At 41.4% G+C, this 19,609-nt stretch carries 17 protein-coding genes; 10 read left to right on the top strand and 7 right to left on the bottom strand.

Annotated elements, in window-relative coordinates; genetic code table 11:
- The first annotated feature begins 93 nt into the window (after positions 1-93).
- The 3 genes from LX64_RS19175 (at position 94) to LX64_RS19165 (ending at position 4,365) form a co-directional block, all read left to right on the top strand.
- Positions 94-2,670 carry an NACHT domain-containing protein gene (locus LX64_RS19175; RefSeq protein WP_111599311.1) on the top strand — a complete coding sequence of 859 codons (2,577 nt, stop codon included), beginning with the start codon at positions 94-96 and terminating at the stop codon, positions 2,668-2,670.
- A gap of 249 nt (positions 2,671-2,919) precedes the next feature.
- Positions 2,920-3,828, top strand: a complete 909-nt coding sequence (locus tag LX64_RS19170; RefSeq protein ID WP_111599310.1) for a transglutaminase domain-containing protein — start codon at positions 2,920-2,922, stop codon at positions 3,826-3,828.
- 66 nt (positions 3,829-3,894) lie between these two features.
- Complete coding sequence (locus LX64_RS19165) at positions 3,895-4,365, top strand: Dps family protein (protein ID WP_111599309.1); 471 nt, start codon at positions 3,895-3,897, stop codon at positions 4,363-4,365.
- 72 nt (positions 4,366-4,437) lie between these two features.
- On the opposite strand, the gene LX64_RS19160 is transcribed toward LX64_RS19165, so the two are convergent.
- A complete protein-coding gene (locus tag LX64_RS19160) occupies positions 4,438-4,887 on the bottom strand; it encodes a DUF1569 domain-containing protein (RefSeq protein WP_158538679.1) in 450 nt (149 codons plus the stop codon).
- A gap of 240 nt (positions 4,888-5,127) precedes the next feature.
- Here LX64_RS19160 and LX64_RS19155 point away from each other — a divergent pair, with 240 nt between their 5' ends.
- Positions 5,128-5,880 (top strand): glucose 1-dehydrogenase, encoded by a 753-nt coding sequence (locus LX64_RS19155; RefSeq protein ID WP_111599307.1) that lies wholly within the window; start codon positions 5,128-5,130, stop codon positions 5,878-5,880.
- Positions 5,881-6,002: 122 nt separating this feature from the next.
- Positions 6,003-8,153, top strand: a complete 2,151-nt coding sequence (locus LX64_RS19150) for an alpha-galactosidase (protein WP_111599366.1) — start codon at positions 6,003-6,005, stop codon at positions 8,151-8,153.
- 39 nt (positions 8,154-8,192) lie between these two features.
- Here LX64_RS19150 and LX64_RS19145 read toward each other — a convergent pair whose 3' ends face one another.
- The 5 genes from LX64_RS19145 to LX64_RS19125 are packed head-to-tail and all read right to left on the bottom strand — an operon-like array spanning position 8,193 to position 13,612.
- Positions 8,193-9,530: a DUF58 domain-containing protein gene (locus LX64_RS19145; RefSeq protein WP_170132825.1), complete on the bottom strand. Its 1,338-nt coding sequence runs from the start codon at positions 9,528-9,530 to the stop codon at positions 8,193-8,195.
- Between the two features lie 11 nt (positions 9,531-9,541).
- Positions 9,542-10,525: an AAA family ATPase gene (locus LX64_RS19140; protein WP_111599306.1), complete on the bottom strand. Its 984-nt coding sequence runs from the start codon at positions 10,523-10,525 to the stop codon at positions 9,542-9,544.
- Entirely contained in the window at positions 10,526-11,752 is a 1,227-nt protein-coding gene (locus LX64_RS19135; protein WP_111599305.1) for a DUF4350 domain-containing protein, read from the bottom strand.
- A 1-nt stretch (position 11,753) separates the two neighbouring features.
- Positions 11,754-12,611: a DUF4129 domain-containing protein gene (locus tag LX64_RS19130; RefSeq protein ID WP_111599304.1), complete on the bottom strand. Its 858-nt coding sequence runs from the start codon at positions 12,609-12,611 to the stop codon at positions 11,754-11,756.
- Positions 12,608-13,612, bottom strand: coding sequence for a stage II sporulation protein M (locus LX64_RS19125; protein ID WP_111599303.1), 1,005 nt, complete (start codon positions 13,610-13,612; stop codon positions 12,608-12,610). Before LX64_RS19125 ends, LX64_RS19130 begins: the two co-directional genes overlap by 4 nt.
- Before the next feature lie 81 nt (positions 13,613-13,693).
- Here LX64_RS19125 and LX64_RS19120 point away from each other — a divergent pair, with 81 nt between their 5' ends.
- The 4 genes from LX64_RS19120 to LX64_RS19105 all read left to right on the top strand — a co-directional run bounded on the left by LX64_RS19120 (position 13,694) and on the right by LX64_RS19105 (position 16,406).
- Positions 13,694-14,443: an RDD family protein gene (locus LX64_RS19120; RefSeq protein WP_111599302.1), complete on the top strand. Its 750-nt coding sequence runs from the start codon at positions 13,694-13,696 to the stop codon at positions 14,441-14,443.
- A gap of 81 nt (positions 14,444-14,524) precedes the next feature.
- On the top strand, positions 14,525-14,773 hold the full coding sequence (locus LX64_RS25870) for a hypothetical protein (protein ID WP_148707388.1): 249 nt from the start codon (positions 14,525-14,527) through the stop codon (positions 14,771-14,773).
- A 471-nt stretch (positions 14,774-15,244) separates the two neighbouring features.
- Entirely contained in the window at positions 15,245-15,682 is a 438-nt protein-coding gene (locus tag LX64_RS19110) for an HvfX family Cu-binding RiPP maturation protein (RefSeq protein WP_111599364.1), read from the top strand.
- Positions 15,683-15,791: 109 nt separating this feature from the next.
- Positions 15,792-16,406: a M15 family metallopeptidase gene (locus tag LX64_RS19105; protein WP_111599300.1), complete on the top strand. Its 615-nt coding sequence runs from the start codon at positions 15,792-15,794 to the stop codon at positions 16,404-16,406.
- Between the two features lie 42 nt (positions 16,407-16,448).
- On the opposite strand, the gene LX64_RS19100 is transcribed toward LX64_RS19105, so the two are convergent.
- Positions 16,449-17,975: a sulfatase family protein gene (locus LX64_RS19100; protein ID WP_111599299.1), complete on the bottom strand. Its 1,527-nt coding sequence runs from the start codon at positions 17,973-17,975 to the stop codon at positions 16,449-16,451.
- A gap of 231 nt (positions 17,976-18,206) precedes the next feature.
- On the opposite strand from LX64_RS19100, the gene LX64_RS19095 reads away from it, so the two are divergent.
- The gene (locus tag LX64_RS19095; RefSeq protein WP_148707387.1) at positions 18,207-19,571 is read left to right on the top strand and encodes a TlpA family protein disulfide reductase; all 1,365 of its coding nucleotides are present in this window, start codon (positions 18,207-18,209) and stop codon (positions 19,569-19,571) included.
- Positions 19,572-19,609 lie beyond the last annotated feature (38 nt).

Here is a 19,609-nt window from a genome sequence, read left to right as displayed (position 1 = left end):
TTGTATAATAGCACGCCTACTATTGTACTCTTTATGTATTGCATGATTTGAAATAAGTGATTAACCGAATACGATTCCATTAATTGTCCCCTTATGATTGACCTATCATATGATTTTATTGTAACCTTACAAAACGAAGTCGTGCGAACATTCGGGGCTGACTTGAGTACGCCGGCGATGTGTAAGGAACTTTCAAAATCTATCCTCAACAAAACAACTAAACACGTTAGCGAAACTACGCTTAAACGCGTATTTGGATTTGCCATTGCGCAACATAGTTTCTCTCGTTACACGTTGAACACGCTTGCTTTTTATTGTGGCTTTAAAGATTGGGATACCTTCCAAAATCACCACTATCCCATCGCGCTACGAACGCCTCAAATTAATGAAGAATTTAAACGGTGGACCGAGGTAAAAACCAAGGCTACGGCTGTTTCGCAATACACCTTGCAAACGCTTAAGAACCGATCGGGAATTAACTTCCAACACACCGTTCCAAGGCAACATACGCTTCATCATATAGAACGTTTCCTGGAAAGCAATTATGCAGCCACTGTTTTTATTGCTCCTGCGGGTTGGGGAAAGTCACTCTCGCTCGTGCATGCAACAGAACATTTCTGGTTCGGCCCTAAAGCTGTATACCAAAATGATGTTTGCTGGTTTATACATGCACACGCCGCCGGTAGTTTATTAATGAAAGGGTTTTCCCTCGCTACCTGGCTCGATAACCAAATGAACCTCGGCAAAGGCGAAAATTTCAGGGAATATTTTTCTCGTCATATTAATGAGAAAGGTGGTCGACTCGTTTTAATCATCGATGGTTTCGATGAAATTAACCTCGGCGCCGAAAAAACGAAGGTCCTCTATTCCAAACTCGAGGATTTTGTATACTCCAATGATGCCTATCCTTGGATTAAAGTCATTCTCTCCATTCGTTCCAGCACGTGGAGCGAAGTGTTCCAACAATCACATCAATACCCGTCGTTCCGAAGATTTTGGTATCTCGGGCAAGAGATGGATGATGAAACAAACATCAATATGCCGTTAATGACGGAACAGGAAGTGAAATCGATCTTATATAATAATAAATTCGACCCGGCTACTGTCCGCCAATTTACCGAAGCTTTTATTCAGAAACTTAGGCATCCTTATTACTTGCAACTGTTTTGCCAGTTAAATGATGCCCCTGCGGAAGGATTTATTGATGAAAATCTCAGCTTATTCGAAATCACGTCGAAATTCGTACAGAATAAAGTCTTCAACTCCAATACCAATAATTTCAAAATAGAAATCATTGACAAGCTACTGGAATTGCTCGATTATGGTAGGAATGGGATGTATACAGAAAAGACGGTTTTATTGAATAAAAATGCGACGCTCTTTTCCTCGTATAAAGAACTGGTAGGTGATAATATTCTCGTGGAAGAAAATCTTAGCCAGGAAATTATGTTCAATGTGAAAGTACGGTTTGCACATAACTTCCTATTAGAGTACTTCACGGCCATGCATTATTACCAGCAGGCCAACCAATATATCTCTGAAGAACTAATACGCAAAATACTTGCGCTTTATCCTCATTCAAGCTTTAGGATCTCTTTATTTAAGTGGTTACTGCGGTGTGCTCTCAATAACGACCAGGTAAGCAGTATACAATCGATGTTCCAACTTGAATTAACTTCTACCGAGAAGGCGCATTTATTGGAATATATGGTAATGCATCACCAACGCGAAACGCAGCAAGCGATCCCGTTAAATGTGATCTTCCCGCCGGGGTTCTTCAAGAAAAATCCCATTTCGCAATTTATCAACGACGATTTCATCCATTTCAAAAAGCGCCGCGTACTGAATACACTGCTCAACCTCTCGGAATCGAGCGACGATAAACTGAAAATCCGTAGCAACCTCTTCGTAATGGCTTTCATGCAATTGGATGCAGAACAATGTGAACTCGAACTAGCTAACATCCGGAAGCTGTGTAATGCCGACGAATCCATGCAACTGCTTTGGATGACGCCGTATGAAGCCTTCCTGTTTATATATGAATACTTGAAATTCGGGGTCATTAACCCGGTTATTAAAGAAAAGCTGTACAACTATGTGAGGATGTGGGACTTCAATACAAGCAAGAAGTTCTCTATCGGGGAGGAAATTGTTTGCAAAGCCATCTGTTTTGCATTCCTCATACTTGGTGATTATAAACAGCTGCTGCATTTTACACAACGTATGTTCCAACGTTACCCAACCATGTTATTTAGCAAAGCCGATCCATTTAGGCTGATGTTGCTTTGTTGGGAAGCGCAATCGCATATTAGGGTAGGCGAGTTGAAAGAGGCGAAACGCTTATCGGAGCATATCGATAAAGTGTTGAAACAATATTCCACCGATTTCTTGAACGGGAAACACCTGGATACATTACAAAAGATTATTGCCGCCGAAATTAGTTTCTATGAAAAGGATTATTCCCGCGCCATTAGGTTAGCGGAATCGGCAATGGAAATGGCCCACAAATTGGATTTCAAAATGTTTGCCTTGCTGAATTACAATGTGCTAAACAAAATCTATAGGCAATTACAAATGGAACCCCAAAAGCTCGAAGCCATCCATAAAGTGGAAATGATCCGCAAAAGCACCACTTTCAAACAAGTAGTGCCCAGCTTGGTAGGCGAATAACCATCACATATAACATCTAAAATATTCATGATTCCGTATATATAGTTACGGAACATTGTCAATACAATCGTATTGAACAACGTTTTTTACAAGAAAAATCATATATAACAACGGCCCTGCAATTCCTTGCGGGGTCTTTATTTTACGGCATTTTAACAAGGGTTTTAGAACTTTTCCTTGTACCTTGATGTAATAAAATCGTAACCATTACAGGACTTATTGGCATAATTTTACGGCTTATTACATCCCATGGCGCAAGAATCTTCGAAATATACCACCTTCCAAACGTTTTTACTTAACCTGCTAAGCTTGTTAACGCTATTGCCGTTAGCTCCGTTTATCAATCGGTTTATACCGCCTATTTTAATAGGACAGTTGCATATCGATCTATTTGTTTCATTATTAATTGCTTTTCTACTTACGAGGGTGATATTATGGATTTTCAAGCCATTAATAATACCGGCATTTGCCTTGGTAATGGGCGTATTGGTATTCAACTTCTTCACCAAAAGCTATTCATTCAATAACGTCCTCAATGATTATAAAGGCATGGTGCAAGGTAACTGGGGCGCCCGTGATAGTAAACAGCTCGATATCCTAAGCCTTTATCCCAGGAGGGTAGAGTCGTACATGGATAAAACCGTGAAAGGCATCAAAAACAAAGTCAATGACCAAGATTCCGTTGTGCGGAATTACTCTGTTAAACACTCTATCAAATATTTCGACGAATACTTTCCCAAATACGGCAAAATTGTACGGTATTTAAGTTTGTATAAGCACATCCGGTACAACTTTAAGTATGTAAACGACTCTAAACGTGATGAATACTTTGCAACCCCGCAAGAAACAATTGCCAACGGCTTGGGTGGCGATTGCGACGATCATTCCATATTAATGGCATCCTGTTTGCAGTCTATTGGTGCAAAATGTAGGATCGTTTTGGTAAGAGGACATGCTTACCCGGAATTGTACTGCGGAACAAAGGAAGATTTCGAGATTTTTAAACAAGCAGTCGTTCACTTATTCAACAATCCGCCCGTAAAAGAGTTATACTATCATGAAATGAAAGGGGAGTATTGGATAAACCTCGATTATACTGCCCTTAACCCCGGTGGTCCTTATATGAACGATAAAGTATATGCTTTAATTGACTTGTAATCATCATCGGCTCCATTCACGCAAAGTATTAGTCAATTTATTTATCTCACTTAAAACTTCTTCACAATGAAAGTGAACATTGGCGTATCAGAAAAGAGTTTACAAGCTGTAGCCGACAAGCTACAAGTATTATTAGCCGACGAAAGTATTTTGTACACGAAAACGAGAAATTATCACTGGAATGTAGAAGGCGATAATTTCCACGAAATGCATTTATTCTTCGAATCACAATACGGAGAATTAGCAGAAATGATCGATGAAGTGGCTGAAAGAATTCGCCAATTAGGTCATTATAGCGTAGGTCGTTTAGCCGATTTCTTAAAATTGACCCATTTATTAGAACCGGAATATACGAATGATCAAAAAGTGCAATTGAAAAACCTGTTAGACGATCATGAAACTATTGTTCGTTATATACGTGAATGTATCCGCGAATTCGATGAATCTCATAACGATGCCGGCACAAGTGATTTTGTGACAGGTTTAATGGAGAAGCACGAAAAAATGGCGTGGATGCTCCGCTCTTACTTGAAATAGCGATTACATTGATGATAAAAATAAAAAACGCTTGCTATCGCAATAGCAAGCGTTTTTTTATGTTGTTAACATTTATACATTGAATTGACGCAAATGATGATCGAGGTGCTTGTACATCCCTTGGCTCCATTCCGACGGTGTTAGTCTTCCGAAAAATGGGTGCGGGTGGTTTGTGAGTGCGCTTGCACCACCGCTACTGATCCGTTGTACATAATGGATGAGTTGGGATTTTTGTTCATCGAAATTATATTGTCCTTCACATTTCCATGCAGGATCGGTAGGTGCACCTTTCATGAATGGTTTATCGTTTAGAAGTGAACGTTTAGCAATCCTACCAATCAAATATCCAATAAATAATCGCTTCGGCTTATGATCGCCCAAAGCTACACTCATGGCGATATTCATGTGTGCAAGCATCTGTGATGCGTTCATCTTTCCCCATTGTGGTTTTGCGCCTGGCGTTAAGGCCTGAATCCTTGCCAAGGCTGCTGCGGCATCTGCCGGGTTAAAAAAATTCTTCATACTGTCGTTCATTACACTAATATTAACAATGCATGTGCATAAAAGATGCATAAATTTTATGCCACGATCTATACTTCTATTCAACCTTTGCGCAAACAAATTGTTATTAATCCAATGTACACCTTCTAAGCCAGCGTTATGAACTAGAAGCTCAGCTTGCGCACATGTAAAAAGCACTCATTTTAATGTGCGCCCGGATAAAATTCGTTAGCATAAATTTTCAACTTTAAATATAATACGATGGGACAATTATTTGCTGGAAAAGTAGCAATTGTTACTGGTGCAGGCTCCGGAATTGGAGAAGCCACAGCTATATTATATGCTGAAAATGGGGCTAAGGTAATTGTGAGCGATGTAAACGAAGCGCATGGAAATACAGTTGTAGAAAAAATAAAATCCAAAGGCGGCGAAGCTGCCTTCGTAAAATGCGATGTAAGTCATGCTGCTGAATGCCAAAAACTCGTAGAAGAAACCCTGAAAATATTCGGGCGACTAGATATGGCTTGTAACAATGCTGGTATCGGTGGTGAAGCAAACCTAATAGCAGATTATAGCATCGAAAATTTCGATAAAGTAATTGCTATTAACTTAAGCAGTGTTTTTTACTGTATGAAATATCAAATCCCAGCCATGCTAAAAACCGGTGGTGGCGCTATTGTAAATATGGCATCCATTCTCGGGAAAGTTGGCTTCGCAAATTCTGTAGCATACGTGGCCGCGAAACATGGTGTAGTAGGACTCACAGAAAATGCCGGCATTGAATACGCCTCCAAAGGTATCCGTGTAAATGCTGTAGGACCCGGTTTTATTAATACTCCTTTACTCGAAAATACAAACCCAGCGCAAAAAGCAGGTCTCGTGGCTTTACACCCCATGGGCCGCTTAGGTAAAGCAGAAGAAGTTGCAGAACTCGTCATTTGGCTAAGTTCTGATAAGGCGTCGTTTATGGCCGGGGCCTATGTTCCGGTAGATGGCGCTTATTTAGCGTTGTGATTTATTGTTTAATTTTTGTACTACAGGCTGCACCTATTTAGGTGCAGCCTTTTTTAACCCCGTCCATTAAATGTAAAAATTACCCTTTCAATGATTATCTTGTGCCAGCTCAAACTTCTTCCATGAAAAAGTTATTCATTCCACTTATGATTTGCCTGCCTTTATTCGGCATGGCACAGGCTTCGAACATTATTGTGAAAACAGCACATAGTAGTCTTGTTTTCAAAAAAGAAAATAACGGTACGCTCAAACAATTGTACTTCGGCGAAGCGTTGCAAAATAGTAACGACTACAATGCGCTACCTAACCGCCGCGATGTAGCCTACCCAACTTTTGGTACTAGCTACCTATTCACCCCGGCCATTCGCACTGCGCACAACGATGGTAATCCTTCCTTGGACTTACAATACATTTCACATACCCAACAAGAAACTACTACCGGGATTGAAGAAACAATTATTCATCTAAAAGATCCACAATATCCATTCGAAGTAGATCTCCACTTTAAAGCGTATAAAAACGAGGATATTATTGAACAATGGATGAGTGTTGTTCACCACGAAAAGAAACCCATAACGCTAAACAACTATGCCAGCGCGGCTTTAAGCTTGCGGGCACCACAATATTACCTTCAACATTTCCACGGCGACTGGGCAACGGAAATGCAAGCAGAAGAAATTCGCTTAACAGCAGGTATCAAAACACTTGACTCGCGCCTAGGCACGCGTGCACAGATGTACCAATCACCCTCCTTCCTATTATCATTGGCTACACCCGCGGGCGAAGATAATGGTGAAGTGATCGGCGGAACCCTATCATGGTCAGGCAATTTTAAGTTCGATTTTGAAATTGATGAACAAAACCAATTGCGCATTCTCGCCGGTATGAACGAGCAAGGTGCAGAATATACACTTGCACCCAATACTGTTTTCAACACGCCTGCATTACTTTATAGCTACAGCAACACGGGTAAAGGAACAATTAGCCGTAACTTTCACCGTTGGGCTCGTAAATATGGTGTTATGAATGGGTTGGGCGATCGCTTTACTTTGTTGAATAACTGGGAAGCGACTTATTTCAATTTCGATGAAAAGAAATTGACAAGTTTATTTGATGATGCGAAGGAATTAGGTGTACAATTATTCCTCCTCGACGATGGTTGGTTTGCCAACAAATATCCCCGCAACAGCGATAAAACCGGCTTGGGCGATTGGGAAGAAAACAAGGAAAAATTACCAAACGGCCTTGGTTACCTCGTAAAAGAGGCAAATAACCGCGGCTTGCAGTTTGGTATTTGGTTAGAACCCGAAATGGTAAGTCCTAAAAGCGAACTCTATGAAAAACATCCCAATTGGATTATCAAATTACCCAACCGTCCAGAGCATTATTATAGAAGTCAATTAGTACTAGATTTAACTAATCCCGCAGTGCAAAACTTCGTATACAAAATCGTGGATGACATGATGACCAAAAATCCCGGCATCGCGTATATCAAATGGGATTGTAACCGGATGATCACGAATGCTTATTCTCCTTACTTAAAAAACACCCAAAGTAACCTCTATGTAGATTATGTAAAAGGTTTGTACAAGGTGCTCGTGCAACTACGCGATAAATACCCGAAGCTACCTATTATGCTGTGTTCTGGTGGTGGCGGTAGGGTAGATTATGGTGCATTACCATATTTTACGGAGTTTTGGCCGAGTGATAATACTGGCGCTACAGAACGGGTATTTATCCAATGGGGATATTCTTACTTCTTCCCAAGTATTGCTATGAGTGCACACGTAACCGATTGGGGTACGTATAACTTGAAATATAGACTCGCTGTTTCTATGAGCGGCAGGCTGGGTTTCGATTTAGTACCAAAGAAGTTGAGCGCGGAAGAATTAGCTTTATGTCAACAGGCTATTAAAGAATATAACCAAGTAAAACATACCATTTGGCAAGGCGATTTATACCGCCTTCAATCGCCCTATACAAATAACCTAGCAGCATTGATGTACAATAGCGAGGACAAGAACAAGGCCGTTGTGTTTATGTACCACACGCAACAATTATTCGACCCCGGCACTACCTACCCGGTGAAGCTGAAAGGACTAGATCCCAGCAAGCAATACCGCGTAACGGAGTTACTAGTTGCTCCAGGCAAGAAAGCGATGTGTAAAGCAAATGGTAAAACTTTTTCTGGCGATTATCTCATGAAAGCAGGTATTGAAAGTGGCACCAAACGCGCGCAAGATGCCGTTGTACTTAGTATAGAAGCTTTGTAAAAGCAATAACGAAAAAAGGAGCTGTTACAGCTCCTTTTTTTATACCATGTTTCTTGATTTCAAATCCAAGTACCGGTTAATCACATTCACCGTTAAGTTTTGCGGTGTTGTCAGTAACGACATAATCCCGTATTGCGCCAATTCCCGGGCAATTAGTTTCTTATCATCTGCAAACTTCTGCGCGATTACTTGCGTGTAAATACCTTCTAAATCGGATGCGCGTTCTTCAGAGAGTTTTTTCAGTTCGGTGTTCTCGAAGAAAACGACTAACAACAAATGGTATTTCGCCAATGTACGGAGGTAAGGCATTTGTCGTTGTAAAGAAGCATTCGATTCAAAGTTGGTGAACAATATCACCAGGGATCGTTGCGACACAGCATTTCTCAATTGCACGGCCAATCGTTCGTAATCGGCCTCCATCCAATGCGTTGTTTGTGCGTATAACTTCTCTAAAATATTGTTTAATTGTATCTTCTTATTACTCGCCGCTAATACATCTACCGATTGATCGGCAAATGTGACTAAACCCGCTTTATCGCCCTTATTTAAAGCCACGCTACTGAAAACAAGGGTAGCATTTACGGCATAGTCCAATAAAGTAAGTCCTTCAAAAGGCATTTTCATCGTACGACCTTTATCGATCACGCAATAAATCTGTTGCGACTTTTCTTCCATGAAACTATTCACCATCAAGTTCCCGCGGCGGGCTGTTGCTTTCCAATTGAGGGTGCGTACATCATCGCCTTGGGTGTATTCTTTGATGTGATCAAACTCCATACTATGCCCAATTAAGCGACGTTTATGCATACCCAAGTCACTTACTTTGTTATTTACGGCGTTGAGTTGGTAATTGCGCAATTGTAAGAACGACGGGTATACTTTTACCGCTTGTGCTTCACCGGTGGTAAAACGACGGCGAATGACGTTCAACATACTTTTCACAAATACATTCACTTGCCCAAACTTATATTCGCCCCGTTCTGTAGGACGTAGCGAATAATGAACTTGTGTTCCTTCGTTTGCCGGTAGTTGATCTTTCTTAGAAAAAGTACGTAATTGGAATTGAACAGGCAACTCGTCGATGATTTCCACTTGTGTGGGGAAAGAATACTTATTTGATATATCAATCACTATTTCATTCTCATCTCCATTACTTAACCTGTCGCTTACAATACGGGTGGCAGTAACGGCTTCACCTGGTAAATAAAGGATGATAAAATCGAGCAGCAAAGCGATCATTACCATCACGAATACCCCTTTTGCCACGAGGAATAGTGGTGGCAAAAAGAAGCCCAGCACGAATAAAAATACATTCACGCCCAGTGCGAGGTAAAGGTTTTGCCCCAAATACAATGATTGGTAAAATCTCTTTATCAATGTAAACTGTATTAACGTGGCACTTCCACGGATTTAAGAATCTCTGTGATCACATCATTCGCACTAATGCCTTCCATTTCCTTTTCAGGTGTGAGTATAATACGATGACGAAGGATGTGCGGTACTACATATACAATATCATCCGGCGTTACAAAATCCCGCCCTGCCATTAATGCAATGGCCTTCGATGCATTCAAAATGGCAATAGAGGCACGCGGCGAAGCGCCCATGTATAACGATGCGTGCATGCGTGTTTCTTGAACGATATGCGCCACGTATTGCAGCAATTTCTCGTCGGCTAATACACTTTTAGTGGTGGCTTGTAGCTTCGTTATCTGCGTTGCTGTAATTACTTTAGTAATATTGTTTAATCCATCTACACCAAGTTCATTCCTATTGGCCGCTTGCAGCATAAGGATTTCTTCGTTGAGAGCAGGATATTTCACTTCTATTTTGAAGAGGAAACGATCGAGTTGTGCCTCTGGCAAGCGGTATGTACCTTCTTGCTCGATAGGGTTTTGCGTAGCTACCACCATAAAGGGAGCATCCAATACATGTGATATACCATCATTGGTAACTTGTCTTTCTTCCATCACTTCGAACAGCGCAGCCTGTGTTTTCGCCGGGGCGCGGTTGATTTCGTCGATGAGAACGATGTTACCGAAGATAGGGCCACGTTTGTATTCAAACTCGCGGCTTTGCGGGTTGAACACGGAAGTACCCAATACATCGGCCGGCATAAGATCGGGTGTAAACTGGATGCGTGCGAAATGGGCATCGATCGATTGTGCGAGCAATTTAGCGGTAAGTGTTTTTGCTAAGCCTGGTACACCTTCAATAAGCACATGTCCGCCACTCAGTAAACCGGCCAGTAGGAGGTCGACCGCTTGATGTTGACCAACAATTACTTTCCCGATTTCATCTTTAATCGCTTGAATTTGCCCGGCTACGGCCGTTAAATCTGTTCTTGGTGAAAAAGTATCAGCGTGTTCCATTTATTGCGCGTTTTGATAGAATTCGAATGTTAGGTTATAAAAATGTGCCAGTAAAGTATCGCTTAGTTGTTCGCAATGGCGTAGATCTTTCACCAGGGCAACAAGCGCATCTGTATCGGCTAATGCATAGTTTGATTTCCGGGAAAGGGTACGAACAAATTCCTCGTCGAGCTTTTGCGTGCTAATGAAGTATTTACTGCGTACAAACTCCAAGAAGTGCACACACATCTTTCTAGCGAGGTTCGCATTATTGTGATGCGAGTAATAGAGCTTACCCAAGGTATTTGCAAAATCCAATGAGCTATTATTATTGGGTGCTACAACAGGAATGATCCGTTGACGGCGTTTCCCTTCAAAAATCACAAACGCCACCAACAACGCAATTAACAACCATAATGCCCAGCGGAAGGTGCTGTGTTTCATTAATACTTGCCAAGGACTAAATTCGCTCTCACTATCTGCAGAGGTTTTGTATTTATAATATTCATCCCAATAAATCTTCCTTGTATTACCACTGATAGAGGCCATCATATAAGCGAGCGCTTGGTGGTTATTTCCGTGTAAGAGGAAGTAGTTGGAGAATACCACCGGGTTTAATGAAATATAAATATATCCATTGCCCCGGGCCATGCGAATAAAATTGGGTCTACCTTCACTATTGGTTCCAATAATTGTAGTTACGGAAGAATCTAATTTAGAGAAGTAGCCCCTACTTACATAGCCATCATAATGAAAGAAATTAGGTTGCAGGTTTTCATTCACAAATCCTTGCGAGGTATCGCGCATTCCTAAATCCAATATGGCTGAACGATAGTCGAACCCAAATTCTTGTGCTAAGCGAGCTCCGGGATCTGTTGCAGCTATAAATGCTGTATTACCCAGTGACACATAGGTGCTTAAATAGGTAGCATCTGTTTTTGTTCCATAGAAAGTTTTCGCCACTACCAAGTACAAGCAATTACGCTCCGTTTCGGGCGTAAGGTTCATTTGCTTTTCAATTGAACGCTTAACGATGGTGGGCGATTCTTCGCGGAAGTATTGCTTCAATAGGTTGAAGGCTACATACGAACCATAAGCCCTTTTATCTTTATAATTAAACGATATACCGGAAGGCAAAAAATCTCCCGCGTTGTTCTTTTTACTTTTCCCGGAATAGGAAAGTATTACAACGCACGCGAATAAAACTCCCAGCACAGCAAGTAATATGTAAGCAGTTTTCTTATTCACGTTAGCGCAGATCGTTTTTAAATGATTGGAAATCGTTTTGTATTTGCTGGAATTGACTTTCGTTGATATCGATATGACCGTACCAAACGTATTCATATTGTAACGTTAAGCCGGCAAACGTTTTATAGAATCGCTGTTTCGCTACTTCCATCAAATATTCACGGTTGGTTTTATCTTTTGTTACCACCACGTAGCTTTGTTTGCCAAGCATTACCAGTACTTGTAAGAACATGTAGCGCACCCCGTTTCTCCATTCTTTTTGGGCAACGGCATTTTTGATCAGCTCATCAAAATTCACTTCATGCAACACCTCTTCTGTTATATTTTCCGGTGTAATTTTTTTAGAGCGGTAACCAAAGTAAGCGGCCAAGTTAGTAGTGCGCAGGAACAAGAATACTAATAGTGCCACCACACCAAATATTAAGCTATAAAAAATGAAGCTCAGCACGCCTTTATTGCGCATAATAAAGTCGATAAAACTCCAAGTACTTTGCTCTCTATTTTCTGCTGCTTTTTTAAGATCGGCGATTTGTTGGTCGTATTGCATCTTGGGATCTGTTTTCAATTCTTTTAAATTGAATTCATTCACCTCGTGCTTTTCATAGGTATCTACAAAACCGAAAACAGTATCACGTTCTCCAAATGTATATTCATCGTAGGCGATAGGACCGTTTTCGATACGTAATTGTTCCTCCCGCGTTAACTCTTCGTCTTCCGTATCTACATCCGACTCTTCTTGCATTTCGGAACGGTTGTAATGGGTGGTATCAGTTATTATTACCTGCGCATGCGCAACCGGCGTTATACCGAATAACAGCACCACGACGGGAAATATGATAATCGTTATGATGCGTTTCATGCTGTTGTTTTAATCTTATTTTTCTTCGGGTAACAAACCTTGCCGGCTTCATCTAACGAGTAACCTTGTCGATGTAACACAAATGGCAACACCACGTAGTACCCAACGATGATGCATAATGATATGAACAAAATGAAAATGCTTAATGCTTTAGGCATATCGGTATGGCGGGTTACATATCCTTCTAAAAAGGCCGCAACCACCAATAAAGGCACTACCGACACCAGTATTTTCAACCCTTCTTTTGCAGCCCGTTTTAGCGAGTCGACCCGTTTATGAGTGCCGGGGAATAAAATTCCATACCCCATAATAAACCCAGCAGATCCGGCTAGTACAATAGCCGATATTTCTAAAGTACCATGTATCCAGATCACCAGTATAGAACTCCAACCTAAACCTTTCGCGAAGAACATGTATTGAAAAGCGCCTAGCATAAAGCCGTTTGTGAGAAGTATATACACCACACCAATGCCCAGGAAAATGCCCGATACAAATGTGAATAAAGCGATCTGCACATTGTTAAACATAATCCGCAGCCACATTACCATTTCGTTTTGATCTTTATAAACACCGAAAGGATCGCCGCTGGCAATGTTTTGCTCCGTCATATCTACATAATCATCGCCTAAAATACCGCGCACGAAGGAATCGTCGTGTGCAGCAGAAAATGCGCTGATAGTGCAAACCAATACGAAAAATGCCAAGGTAAATAGAAATATCTTGCGGTATTTTGCTACGATGAGCGGGATATTATACAGGAAAATACGTTTGAGCTTACCGGGTTCGCCGCGGGTATTGGCATAAATGGATTGATAAATGCCGCCTGCTAGCGTATTTAGATACCGGGTTATTTTACTGTAACTATAGAATGTTTTGGCATACGCGAGATCATCTACCAACGAGGTGAAACGCTCTGCCATTTCATCGGGATCATTCGTAGGCTGTTCTTGGTACTTCTTCCAACGCTCTAAGTTTCTTTTTATGAATAAAGATTCTCTCATATTCGGCGCCTGGTGAAAATTGTCAGCATAATTAGGTAAACATATTCGTGAATGGAAAGATAATATTTTTAAATTTGTTTCATGGCATCCATTCTCGTACCTACTGTATTTAATATCGACTTAGAATTTGAAGCGGCGGATATTTCGCGGCGCTTTTTAGCGTATTTGATTGATACGGTGATACGAATTGTGTATGTATACTTAGCAGGGTTGTTATTCCCGGGTACATTATCCGATATTTTTGAACGTGGTACGAATTACTTGGCCTATATGCTGGTTGTGGTAGTGCCGTATATGTTTTACTTTTTGATTTTTGAGTGGTTGATGCAAGGGCAAACCCCGGGTAAGCGAATTATTGGTATTAAAGTAACGAGCATTATGGGTAACCCGCCGAGTTTCGACCAACTGTTAATGCGTTGGTTATTTAGGATGATTGAAAACCCATTCCTCTTTTTCTTCCTCGTTCCCGTTGCCATTCCCATCGTTAGCATATTACGCTCTCCCTACAAGCAACGCCTCGGTGATATTGTAGCTAACACGATTGTGATTGAATCAAAACAGAAACTATCTATCCAAGAAACCATCTTCCGTGATATTAAGCAAGAAGACTACAAAGTGCAATTCCCTCAAATTACCCGCTTAAGCGACCGCGATTTGAATAAAGTGCGCGAATTGCTAGAACGTGCCAGGGCCCAAAAAGATGAAGTATTAGCCGCCAGGGTAGCACAACGCATCAAAGAAGTACTGAACATCGAAACCGACATGATGCCGATGGAGTTTTTGGAAACGCTATTCAACGATTACAACTACCTTGTTACGAAGAACAACTAACGAGATTGCTTTCGTTATGCACAACAGTATATGCTGTTGTATACTCAATTTAACAAGCTATCAAAGAACTTACAATATTGCATGCTTGTAATTACTACCTCAAATTACACCCTTCCTTTTTCACAAAAAAGCACCGTGCCGCTTTTAACCGCTTTTAACCGCTTTTTACCGGTTTTTGCCGGTTTTTGCCGGTTTTTGCCGGTTTTTGCCGGTTTTTGCCGAAATATGCCGGAAAATACCGGTTTTTGCCGCTTTGTGCCGGAAAATGCCGCTTTTTGCCACAATGCGCATAATCACCTTTACGGGCAACTCGCGACAAAACACTACTAAAAATCCCAAAATCACCCTCCAGGAACCCGCTACAGGCTTACGTGATGTCGGAAAAATGTCGACAAAAGGCTTACTTAACCCTTATAAACACTGGGGGGTTGTCGGAAAAATGTCGACAAACAGTCGACTAACCCCTTATATCTACTGGGTAGAGATCGGTGAAATGTCGGAGGGAAGTCGGAGGATAGTCGGAAAACAGTCGATGAAAGATCGAAAATGATTCGATATTAGGTAAGTAGAACAAAGCCTGGAGAAGCAAATGCTATCATACAAGCAACCACTACGAAATTTTCTATGCTTGTAATTGAATCTATTGCCAGGTATTATGTTGTATTCAACCTATGCAATTAAATTTTTTGACATTTTTAAAGAAGAACAGGGTATTGGCAGCCAGAAATTTTCAGTAACTTACCATTGTACTCCATTTTAGAATACGAAGGCATTTTCATTTATAGTTTAAACCCCCTGTATATGAAACCAGCAACGCCTTTAGCTCGATTCTTAGTTTGGCTGCAAGATTGGCCGTTATTATTCATGCGCCTAGTATTAGCGTACGGATTTTTCACGCCTGCCAAAACCAAGTGGAGCGATATTTCCAGTATAGGAGCGTGGTTCCAGCAACTTGGGATACCATTACCCATGTTAAATGCATACCTCGCTGCCGGCACCGAAGCCCTCGGCGTTGTATTACTTACCCTGGGCCTTGCTACTAGGATTATCTCCATTCCTTTAATGGTAGTCATGTGCGTAGCCATCCGCACGGTACATTGGAGCAATGGGTTCGACGCAGGAAACAATGGTTTCGAGATTCCTTTGTACTACCTCATTATGTTATTCACTTTATTGGTATATGGACCCGGAAAGATGAGCGTTGACCATTTGATTCAAAGAAACAAACAAAGCCGTTAAGCAAAACATACGACACAATACGATTATACCCAATTGCTTTTCATGGTACATGAAATAGTATCTTATACCTATGTGCTAAAGAGATTTATCAACCCCAAACCCTACTATTATGAATTACAACAGGGACCCCAAGTATATGCACCCGTATATACGTAAGCAATTGCCCCAAATCCTCGCGGCGATTACGGCTAAGTTACCCGCCGACCATCGCGTAGCCGTTGTATCGGCTTTTAGAACGCCCGCAGATCAATTCGAACTGTACAAACAAGGTCGCACTTTTAAAAACGGTAAATGGGTAAAAACAGGTAGCGTGGTTACCAATATCGATGGGTACACGAAGCTATCGCGTCACAATTATTTACCTTGTACAGCTATCGACATTGGGATTTTTAAAGGCAACGAATACCTCGGTAATAGCCCCTTGTACAAACATGTTAAACAAGGAGCCAAATTCGGTTTTGATTGGGGCGGTGATTGGTCGAGCTTTAAAGATTTACCACACTTAGAGATTTCTACCAGCAATCTCAAACCCAACATCGAGAAAAACATTGCCATCGTATGGCAACAATACCTAATAAAGGCTGGCCTTTATGACGGCGCTTTAGATGGTATTTTCGGTCCGAAATCTACGGCGGCATTACAATCGCTAACAGGAGAAAGTCAACGTAATAAAGCAGCGTACGATAAACTGTTTGATCAATTTGGCCCCCCAGAAAATTTGTAAACACGCAACAAAAAAGCCTTGTCACTTGGCAAGGCTTTTTCTTTATACTTCTTTTGCTAATACTCTACTGGCTTCATCATCTTCATACACTTCGATCAACGACTTCATACGCGCTTTTAATTTATTTGTCACTTTCTCGTAACCCGGCTTACCATATAGGTTATTGATTTGCCCGGGATCTTTTTTCAAATCGTACAACTCCCAATTATCGGCAGGGCCGTAAAATCTTATTAAAGTATATTCTTTCGTACGCACCCCAAAATGCGGCGATACTTTATGTGGTTCAGGATATTCGTAATAATGATAAAACGCAGCATCGCGCCAAGCTGTTTTCTTTCCACTTAGTAATGGCAAGAACGATACGCCTTGCATATCGGCAGGGGCTTTTACACCTGCAATATCGAGCATGGTAGGCGCCCAATCTACATTTAGCATTAAATCGTTTACAACGGTACCTGGTTTAATCTTCTTTGGCCAGCGCATCACGAAGGGTGTTTTTAACGATTCTTCATACATAAATCGCTTATCGAACCAACCGTGTTCCCCCATGTAAAAACCTTGGTCGGAGCAGTAAATCACAATTGTATTTTCTGCTAATCCTTTTTGATCTAAGTAGTCCAATATTTTGCCCACATTCCGGTCGAGCGATTTAGCCGTAGAAAGGTAGTCTTTAAGATAGCGCTGGTACTTCCATTCGGTTAAAGCATCGCCGGATAATTGGAGGGTATTGAATTCTTTGGTTACTTTTTTATCATAATAATCTTCATAGGCTTTACGCTGTTCGGGGTTTAAATTCCGGTACAACCAATCTTTATTGTAATCGACGCCCACTTTTAAATCTTCGCGGAGGCGCATTGTCGTAGAGATCGTCATATCCTGGTTGGCAGCGGCTACACGGTTTACGTACTTGTCTTTGAAACTACTGGGTAAAGGGAAAGTACGATCATCGTAGGCGCCAAGATCCTGCAAATCGGGTTGCCATTCGCGGTGGGTTGCTTTTTCTCCTACCACTAAGAAGAAAGGTTTCGAAGTGTCGCGTTGTTGGATCCATTCTTCGGTCATATTCGTAATAATATTCGTGATATAACCTTGGTGACGAACGGTATCATTTTTAGGCCCGATAAAAGAAGGGTTATAATAACGCCCTTGGTCGGGCACTATATTGAAATAGTCGAAATCTTGCGGGAGTGATTCTAGGTGCATTTTCCCAATCCAAGCAACTTGGTAACCGTTTTGGTGCAAGATGCGTGGGAAATGTTGTTGCGACATGTCGAACTTGGTGCCATTGTTCACCTTGAACCCGTTTTTATGGCTGTATTTTCCTGTTAAGAAACATGCACGTGCCGGTCCACAAATAGAATTGGTGACCAATGCATTTTTAAAAACGGCGCCTTCTTTGGCAATACGATCGATATTGGGTGTTTGCGCTAGTTGGCTACCATAGGCGCTAATAGCTTGGTAGGCGTGATCATCGGAAATGATGAACACCACGTTTGGTTTTTTCTGTTGCGCATGCAAGCCGCCTAGCGTAAGCCAGCAGGCGAGGGCTACAAGGATTGTTTTCTTCATGGTGGTGTGAAAAAAATGATCGGTTTAAAATGAAATTAAAAGTAGTGAATATATACGCGGAAGAGTAATGGAATACTGGCTAATTATGATACAAAATACCGCTCATATTGCGCGTTGTCACGTTGATAATGGTTAGTTATTGATTTTCAAACCCAAGTATTACATTCGTTCCCGGTAGCAAACTCCTTTTTGCTGCAAACCAACATTAAAAAACATATACCACCACCAACAATGAAAAAACTCGTGTTATCAGCGGGCGTCATCCTCGGCACCGCGCTAAGCGTTTATGCCACCGACAATGCCATTATTAAAGGAACTTGGTCGAGAAAAGGCGAAAAGAAAATTTCGCTCTACCATGTTGAAAACGGTCGATTAGAAGAAGTGAGCACATCGAAACTCGATGCTCAAAATCGCTTCGGCTTCTACCTCGAACCAAAGGCCGCAGGCAATTATGTGATCGGTACAGGCAACGTGAATCAACTTACCAATAAGTATTTCTTCTACATCAAACCAAAAGACGCCGTAGAAATTAGTGTAAACGATTCTTCCTACACCCTCGTAGGTAAAGCCAGCGCCGAAAACCAAGCGTTGAAGAACTGGCACGATTTCGTACTGCCTATGGAAAGAAAAGCCATTTACTTTTTACAAGTGCGTGGCACGTATGAAGATTTCTTCCCGGAATTGGAAGCAAAAGTGAAAGAATTACCGAATTACAAAGTGAAATCAACCGGTAACAAAGCTTTCGATGCCTTCTTCGCACAATACCGCGATTTCAACTTCAAACAAATTGCGGCTTCTTACCTCTTCACCCCAAGATCTAAACATCCTGGTAAGAACGATTACCCAGCCCTTTATAGAAACATCAAAGCAACCGATTATACGCAACAAACCAGCATCTTGGAAATTCCATATGCTTTGAATGCCCTTAGCAACTTCACCTTCTTGGATGGTATGTTGCAAGACAAGCCTTCACAAGAATTGGACGCTCGTTTAACTTATTATAAAAACGATACCCTTAAAGGCGAAATCGTTATCCAACATGCTGCTACTTTGAAATCTTACGTAGGGTATGAAGAGTTGATCGCGAAAAAAGGTCAATACGTACTTACAGCCGACCAAAAATCCCGCATGAAAGAAATTGAAGCGAGATTGGCCAAGTTAGCCGCAGAACCAGGTAAACCAGCTGTTAACTTCACCGCGGAAGACGTAAACGGTAAAAAAGTATCGTTAAGCGACTTTAAAGGTAAAGTTGTGATCGTGGATGTATGGGCAACTTGGTGCGGCCCTTGTAAAGCGGAAATTCCGTCGTTGAAGAAAATGGAAGAAGAATTCCGTGGCCAGGCGGTAGAATTCGTGAGCGTGTCTATCGACCAGGAGAAAGACAAAGAAAAATGGAAAACATTTGTTGCCAAAGAAGAATTGAAAGGTGTACAAATTTGGGCAGGTACAAAGAATGACATTACCACCAATTACGAGATTAAGTCTATCCCACGATTCATGGTGTTCAATAAAAAAGGAGAAGTAGTAAGTACCGACTCTCCACGTCCTTCGAACCCAGAATTGAAGCAAATTCTGTTGGCGGAATTGAAGAAATAAAATATTGTAAAAAATACACAATCCCGCTTCTACTGCGT

This window comes from Chitinophaga skermanii (genome assembly GCF_003259335.1).
GTDB lineage: Bacteria > Bacteroidota > Bacteroidia > Chitinophagales > Chitinophagaceae > Chitinophaga > Chitinophaga skermanii.
The sequence above is the reverse complement of the archived record's forward strand: the minus strand, read 5'-3'. Positions and strand labels throughout refer to the sequence as shown.